Genomic DNA, 7,434 nt, shown 5'->3' on the forward strand with positions numbered 1-7,434 from the left:
CAAGCAGTCTCGTACAGGCTATGTGCTAACAGATGCTGCTGGCACGTCTATGCACGTTCAATCCAAGCTGGACAGTGTGGGCCGAGTTACCCAAATGGACATTAGCGCTGGGACCGGTGTGGCAAATGTACAGAGTTTGGGAGAAGCGAGTGCTGCTGCGGGTGGATCACTAGATAGCATGACGTTTGATTATGCTCCTAATGGTTTGCTAAAAGGTCAGTCTTCGAGCAGAGGACTGAGTACACGATTCAGCTATAACGGACTGGATTTATCCGGGGTTACGGTGGAGCAAGGCGGTACGGCGCTATACCAATTTGGTTATGAACGGGATGGGAATAAAAACATCATCGGACGTACACAAAACGGAACAACAGACCAGTTTGGATATGACCCGTCAAATCGGATTGCCAGCGAAGCCGCTGGTGAAAAAAATAAGACCTATGGCTACGATCCGAATGGAAACCGAAGCGCTGAAAGCAGTGGCAAAGTGTTCGGCATGAAAAATGCTGAATATACGTATGATTCTGTCAGCCGTCTGACAAAGGTGACCGGTGAAGGCAAAGAGGTCGGGTACAGCTATAACGGAGACGGTCTACTGTACGAGCGTACAGAGGGCGGCAAAACGACTCGGTATTACTATGACGAAGAAGCGAAGCTGATTGCGGAAGCCGAGGTCCAAGGTGGAACAGCCAAGATCACTTACGCTTACGTGTATGACTTGTCCGGTCAACTGTGGGCCAGACAAGACAAGGTAAGCGGGCAGTTGCAATATTATCAGCTCAACGGTCACGGTGATGTAGTAGGCCTAAGTGATAGTTCGGGCAAGGAATTGAATAGCTACAGCTACGATATCTGGGGCGGCCCGGAGAAGGTCAAAGAGACCGTTCCGAACGTGCTGCGTTATGCTGGCGAGTATTGGGATGACACGACTGGGCTTCAGTACCTGCGGGCTCGCTGGTACGATCCGGGCACAGCCCGTTTTATGGGCGAGGATACGTATCAGGGCGAGATCAGCAATCCGCAAAGCTTGAACGGGTATGCGTATGTAGCCAATAATCCACTAATCTATGTGGACCCGAGCGGACATTATTTTGAGACCATTGATTATCAAGAGCTTAGAATATTACTAAATGAAGCCAGACTTAAATCGGGTTCCAGCAAGAATCAGAATTATCAGTTATACAAGGATTTCATACGAAAACGATACGATTTTGTGTCCATTTATGGAGGAGCAAACCAGTACAATTACTTATACGACCTGTTAACGGGAACAAGTGACTATAAGAATAGTTCTGGCAAGTCTGATTGGGCTAAAGATCAGTTGTTAAGTGCATACCAAAAGTGGACAGATGCCGAAGTCCTTGGCATAGCTGCGATGGGAATGATTAGCGATGTGAACTTTAGTGGCAAAGGGAAGTATAGTGGTAAAGTAAAATCAGGGAAATGTAATTGCTTTACAGCTGGTACTAAGGTTCAAACAGACGAAGGAGAGAAACCTATCGAGGAAATCGAGGTAGGGGAGAAGGTACTTGCTAAGTCTGATGAGACTGGAGAAGTGGCATATAAAGAGGTCGTGGGGCTGTTCCAAAAACAAGCTGACGAAATCTACTATGTCCATATCGGAGATGAAATCATCGAGGTAACAGGTGAACATCCTTTTTGGTTGGATGGTAAAGGATGGACGTTTGTTAAAGACTTAAAAGCTGGTGACTTACTTGTTTCGAGTGATGGTTCTAAACTGGCAATAGATAAGATTGAGAAAGAACCGCGAAAAGCAACAGTTTATAACTTTGAGGTTAAAGACTTCAATTCGTACTTCGTTTCAAATCTCGGAGTTTGGGTGCATAATTGTAGTGTTTTAAGATATGCACTAAAATCACAAGATTTGGATTGGAGGGGTGCTGGAAAGTCCTGGAGAGATGCGGTTAATTTAGCATTTAGTAAAACAGGTGTTGATAAAAGTGGATTTACAGCAACAAAATGGGCGAAAAATGTAAATGGTAAATCATTTCCAGTGGAATGGCGATCAAAAAACGGAGCAGAAGTTAGTATTGATTATGCACATTATGGAGTGGATAGAAACGGGAACTGGGCTTCCGGGCCTGATGCGCCACATGTTGGTTGGCAAACCCCGGGTAAAAAGAATACAGTAGGACATATAATAATTGATTCTGTACCATTTGGGAGACCAGCGAATAAATAATCAAATGGGAGGACACATGTGGAATATTAAAGAACAAATATTTTCAGCCTCAAGTAAACTAGATATTGACTTGAGTATTTTGCCCGCAGAAGAAGCAGTAAAAATAAAACAGAGCATTATGAGTAAGTACTTGGAAGATGGTAGTTCACATAATTTTCCGCTTTTTGAAAGAATACATGATTATGTAGGAATTGATGTTCCAGATTCATGGATGTGGATATCCAATTTCGTAAATAAAAATCCAGTAATTTTATTCTTTAATCCAGAGGATGAAAAGGGGTTTTTCAAATTAAATAGTGGTGAGGATGTGGTTTCAATTATCGATGAGATTTACAATGTTGAATTTTATGTAACTAACTTTGATACCGAATATTTATTAGGGTACAACCATTCACAATGTTTGATTGCTTCTGGAACAGCATCGTTCTGGCTAGAAAACCACGAGGGCTATAAAGCAAGATATAATAAATAGACAGAAATTCTTTTTAAGAAGACCTTGACGAGGTAGGGACGGGACTGACCCCCGTTTGTGAGACAGGGATCAAAACACCTTGCAAGTTTAAGCAGCCAGTCGCCTGTAATCCACCGGCGACTGGTTATTTAGTTTCGCTTGAATCCGAATTGAGTTATAGTAGGTGATGTAGTCTCGAACGGTCTGTTCAACGATTGCAGTCGTTGTACACATGAGATCTTCGAAGTAGAACGCTTCAGACTTTAATGTGGAATGAAACGATTCGATGGGGGCATTATCAGCGGGCGTTCCTTTACGGGACATGCTCATGGTCATGCCTTTTCCCTTTACTGCAGCTTGATAAGCCTGTGACGTATATACGCTTCCCTGGTCGCTATGGAGCAGCATACTTGTCCGTTTTGGAAGTTGATTCAGCGTATCCAAAACCAAGGACGTATCTTGCTTGTCCGCTATACTGTAAGCCACAATCTCCCCGTTGTACAGATCTAGAATGCTGGAGAAGTACAACATCTTTCCGCCAAATGGTAAATAGGTGATGTCCGTGACGAGCTTTTGCAGGGGCGCCTCTGCATGGAATTGCCGCTTCAACAGATTTTCTGCTGGATGAGCGGGCTGCCCAGTGGCCTTTCGTTTCTTCATCCTCACGCGGCACTGTAGCCCCTCGCGCTGCATCATCCGCTGAACTCGTTTGTGATTCGTTCTTTGCTCTCTCCGAAGGAGTGCGGCGATTTTCCGGTAACCATACCGAAATTTATGACGGATGCAAAGCTGCCGGATTTTCTCTACCGTAGCCTCTGTACGCTCTGTCTCCACGCTTGCTTTCCAGCGGTAGTAGGTAGCTCTTGCGATCCCGAGCCATGCACAAGCCTCAGACACCGTCACTTCTTCTCGAATGGACTCGACCCAGGCAATGACGACTTGAGGTTCCACCTCCTTTCCAGTTCCTTGTACTTTTTTAGCAGGTCCAGTTGCTGCTTCAGGAACCGGTTCTCCGCTTTTGATTTTTCGAGCTCCGAAGAGTGTTCCGGACCTTTTCCGTAGCTGTACTGTTTACCCACAGGTTGCTCCAGACGATGCACTTCGCCTTTTCGATACCACCTCATCCATGTTTTTAGCTGTGTCTTATTCCGTATTCCCAATTGCTCCATAACCTCTCTTACTGGAACTCCTGCCAATCTCATTTCAATAGCTTTCATCTTTATTTCTAAGGGGTAACTCACTCTCGTTGCCAACGTAAAAACACCTCCAAGGTTATCTCCATATCTTACGACATGGCTCGATTCTCTTGAAGGTGTTTTGATTTGTCTCACGTTATGGGGTCAGTCCCCAGTCCCGGTACGCCTCTCAAGGTCTTTTTTCACCGCACCTGGTGCCGAATGAATTGGAAGCTATGTCGAAGCAGATTTTACGCTCATCAATTTCATATGATACTCCGTAAATACGATTGTACGCATATATAAGTTTTTGATTAATATACCTTTATTATTTTTACCTCCGCCCCTTGTCCCAAAGTCATGGGAATGGTCTCGGACAGCCCTACTTTTTTAATGGAAGACAAGAAGAACATGTATAAGTAAAACGAGAGAATGGAACTCGAGAACGGCCAAATTCCTATAGAGATTTTTGTGAGCTCAGGTTTTGACATGGATACCACCTGTTGCAACGCTAGAGTTACTTGTACCGACTGCAAATAGTAGGAGGTTTTTTAGATCCGGCCAATTTATTCACAACTTTGTAACCTTCTCTGGTAGGGGGGTTGCGAGATTGTTTTCAAATTGTTTTACTATATTTACCTACTATAGTCTGGTAATCTATTAATATATATAGGGGGAACGAAAAGACGTCAGGTTCAGTCGGTTCATACGCGTTTATGTTCTATATGTTGAGTGAATGTCTATATTGCCATGTCTATATCGTCATGTCTGTATAACTTCATAGACAAGCTAGAGATAGCTCCCGCACATTATAAAATACAGCACAGGATGGTGTAATGAATGAAGCTTTTAAATGCAAAATGGATGGCTGTATGCTTGATGGCAATCTGTTGTTTGGGTTTGCTAGGTATACATACGAATACGGCGAGTGCACAAGCGAAGGCTCCTTTGCTGGGGGTCAATGATGTGTTGCTAGATTCGAATACCATTCAGCCCGTAATGAAAAATGATAAGTTGTATGTTCCTATCGTTACATTAGGGCAAAAGATGGGGATTTCTACTTCGGCCAACGGCAATACATTGGTACTGACTGGACATAATCGCAGCTTTACGCTGGATTTGAACAAGGGGGATGTGTTCGAGCGTGGAGATCGTACAATGGTGCCAATTCGCACTTTGACCGATGCGTTCGGCTTCACTATTACGCTTCCAACAAGTAATCTATATCGAATTCAGAACGCAAATGCTAGTTTGTCTGATGCTCAGTTTTTGAATACATTCGCAACAGAAATTAAACAGTATGCAGCTGTCAAACCGGGCAAAGCCAGCAATTCAGGCAACAAGGGAACTGCCTCATCATCCAGCCGTACGATTTATTTGAGCTTCGATGATGGTCCTACGGCGCATACGTCGCAGCTGCTGGATATTTTAGATAAATATAATGCGAAGGCTACTTTCTTCATGCTGGGACCTGAAATTCGTCAACATAGCACAGTGATGAAAAGAATGGTAGAGGCGGGTCATGGTTTGGGCCTGCATGGGATGACGCATCAGGTGAAGAAAATCTATGCATCCCCGGCAGCAGCATTGGCAGAGATGAATCAGGATAATGAAATTTTATTTAAGGCTACAGGAAAACGCACTTCTTTGATTCGTACACCTTATGGCAGCAAACCGTATTTGAAGAAAGCATATCGTGATCAACTGACGGGTGCAGGTTATCATATTTGGGACTGGAATATCGATTCCAATGATTGGCGTTATACTAAAAATCCAGAGCATTTTGTACAGACTGTCCTAAGTGATATTAGAAGATTGAAAAAGCAAGGCAGAACACCAGTCGTTCTTATGCATGATAAGCCATCTACGATCAAGGTTCTTCCACAAATCATGGCCGCTTTGCAGAAAGAAGGATATTCGTTCGAGCCGTTGAATGATAACCTGACTCCGCTTAATTTTTGGAATGATCATCGTTAATTGAATAGCATGAAAGAAAAGGCACCTTTTCAACCATTATATAGTGGTTGAAAAGGTGTCTTTTTGTTGTATTCGCTCGGAATTGTGAAGTTTGCAGCATGCTTTATATGAATCTATGAATTCATGTCTATGCACAGGTCATATGACTTTACGGGTTACCACGTCGCTGCATATATTACAGTAACCGCCCCGAGAGGAGGAGAGGTATGAATATTAATCCGAGTATGTTTAGTATGATTTGCGCTACCGCAGGAGCCCTTATTACGTTTGCCTTTGGCGGCTGGAATCAGCTAATGGTGCTATTCACGGTTGCAATGGCTGTTGATTATGTGACTGGAGTCGCCGCAGCAATTAAGACTGGGCAAGGTTTAAGCAGTAAAGCCGGCTTTTGGGGGCTGGCTAGAAAGGCTTTAATGCTAATGGTAATTTCTTTGGCGCATCACGTGGATCTCCTGATGGGTACCGAAATCATGAAAGGGGCGACAACGTATTTTTATTTATCCAATGAATTGATCTCTATTACGGAAAACTGTTCACGAATGGGTCTGCCGCTCCCACCGAAGCTCAAGAATTTTTTTGCCCTATTAAAGGACAAGGAGTCTGATGGTAAAAATGGCGGAAAAGATCGCTAGAATTACAAAGTTTCTTTCCGTATGTGGGGCGTTATGATAAAATTTTCAAGAGAACATTTTAAGATAAGGAGCCTATACGCATGATTAAACATATTGTTTTGTTCAAATTGAAAGACCGCTCCCCCGAAAGCATTGAGCACACGGCATCCATCTTGCGCAGCATGAACGGCAAAATCAAAGAGCTGCTGTCACTCGAAGTAGGTACGGATGTGATTCGTTCGGAACGTTCTTATGATATTTCCCTTACCGCAGTTGTCGAAACACTGGAGGATTTGCAAACGTATCAGGTACACCCTGTGCACCAGGAAATTATTGTACACATGAATGAAGTAAAGGATGTATCTATCGCAGTTGATTATGAAATCTAAAGCGATTACTGGAGGTGTAGGACCTTGTATTATGTCAACCGGGAACAAATTGAGCTTCGACTAGGGGCTGTTCCCGACATTGTCGCCGGACTTCGCCAGACTTCTGCTGCCTGGAACGGCGATCTGTTGCAGGGGCTAGTGCAGGAGCGCTGCCTTCATCTGGCAATTGAGACGGTAACGGACGTAGGAAGCTATATCATCGACGGATTTATTATGCGTGACGCTAGTAGCTATGAGGATATTATCGGTATCATTCATGAGGAGGGTGTACTGGATGATACCGTATTTCATTCGCTAGTAGAGCTGGTAGGCTTACGTAAACCCCTAGTACAGGAGTACTTCCATTGGGACCGGACAAGCCTTCACCCGCTTACACCAAAGCTGCCTGGGTTGCTGGAGCTTTTTGCATCTAACGTGCATGATTATTTAAATAAGGAATTGGGTCCCCAGCCCGAGGGAGTGTAAAGGCAAAAGTGACGGATAAGTATATCGTACCCGAAATGCCCACTAGGCGCATGATCATGACATTATTGAAAACCCAGGGACCTGTGGGCGTCGGAAGCTTGGCAGCTCAATTGGGCATTACCGAAATGGGAGTGCGCAGGCATCTCAAATTGATGGAGCAGGA

The 7,434-nt window shown here is 44.1% G+C and carries 8 protein-coding genes; 7 read left to right on the forward strand and 1 reads right to left on the reverse strand.

Annotated features, from left to right (window positions below):
• Both GRP75_RS29795 and GRP75_RS15970 read left to right on the forward strand, forming a co-directional pair.
• Positions 1 to 2,203, forward strand: a 2,203-nt coding sequence (locus GRP75_RS29795) for a polymorphic toxin-type HINT domain-containing protein (RefSeq protein ID WP_237449071.1), incomplete at its 5' end; no start/stop codon positions are given.
• A gap of 16 nt (positions 2,204 to 2,219) precedes the next feature.
• The gene (locus tag GRP75_RS15970) at positions 2,220 to 2,675 is read left to right on the forward strand and encodes a hypothetical protein (protein ID WP_160789790.1); all 456 of its coding nucleotides are present in this window, start codon (positions 2,220 to 2,222) and stop codon (positions 2,673 to 2,675) included.
• Positions 2,676 to 2,762: 87 nt separating this feature from the next.
• On the opposite strand, the gene GRP75_RS15975 is transcribed toward GRP75_RS15970, so the two are convergent.
• Positions 2,763 to 3,907, reverse strand: a protein-coding gene (locus GRP75_RS15975; protein ID WP_160789791.1) for an IS3 family transposase whose coding sequence is annotated in 2 segments (ribosomal slippage) — positions 2,763 to 3,634 and positions 3,634 to 3,907 — 1,146 coding nt in all. Because the reading frame shifts where the segments join, the coding sequence is not laid out codon by codon here.
• 762 nt (positions 3,908 to 4,669) lie between these two features.
• On the opposite strand from GRP75_RS15975, the gene GRP75_RS15980 reads away from it, so the two are divergent.
• From GRP75_RS15980 to GRP75_RS16000, 5 genes are all read left to right on the forward strand, one after another.
• Positions 4,670 to 5,806, forward strand: coding sequence for a polysaccharide deacetylase family protein (locus GRP75_RS15980; RefSeq protein ID WP_160789792.1), 1,137 nt, complete (start codon positions 4,670 to 4,672; stop codon positions 5,804 to 5,806).
• Between the two features lie 206 nt (positions 5,807 to 6,012).
• Positions 6,013 to 6,438, forward strand: a complete 426-nt coding sequence (locus GRP75_RS15985; RefSeq protein WP_023987985.1) for a phage holin family protein — start codon at positions 6,013 to 6,015, stop codon at positions 6,436 to 6,438.
• A gap of 80 nt (positions 6,439 to 6,518) precedes the next feature.
• Complete coding sequence (locus tag GRP75_RS15990) at positions 6,519 to 6,806, forward strand: Dabb family protein (protein WP_013309679.1); 288 nt, start codon at positions 6,519 to 6,521, stop codon at positions 6,804 to 6,806.
• A gap of 24 nt (positions 6,807 to 6,830) precedes the next feature.
• Positions 6,831 to 7,271 (forward strand): DUF86 domain-containing protein, encoded by a 441-nt coding sequence (locus GRP75_RS15995; RefSeq protein ID WP_023987986.1) that lies wholly within the window; start codon positions 6,831 to 6,833, stop codon positions 7,269 to 7,271.
• Positions 7,272 to 7,279: 8 nt separating this feature from the next.
• Positions 7,280 to 7,434, forward strand: a 155-nt coding sequence (locus GRP75_RS16000; RefSeq protein WP_160789793.1) for a helix-turn-helix domain-containing protein, incomplete at its 3' end; no start/stop codon positions are given.

It is taken from the genome of Paenibacillus sp. OT2-17 (assembly GCF_009827695.1).
Classification (GTDB): Bacteria; Bacillota; Bacilli; order Paenibacillales; family Paenibacillaceae; genus Paenibacillus; species Paenibacillus polymyxa_B.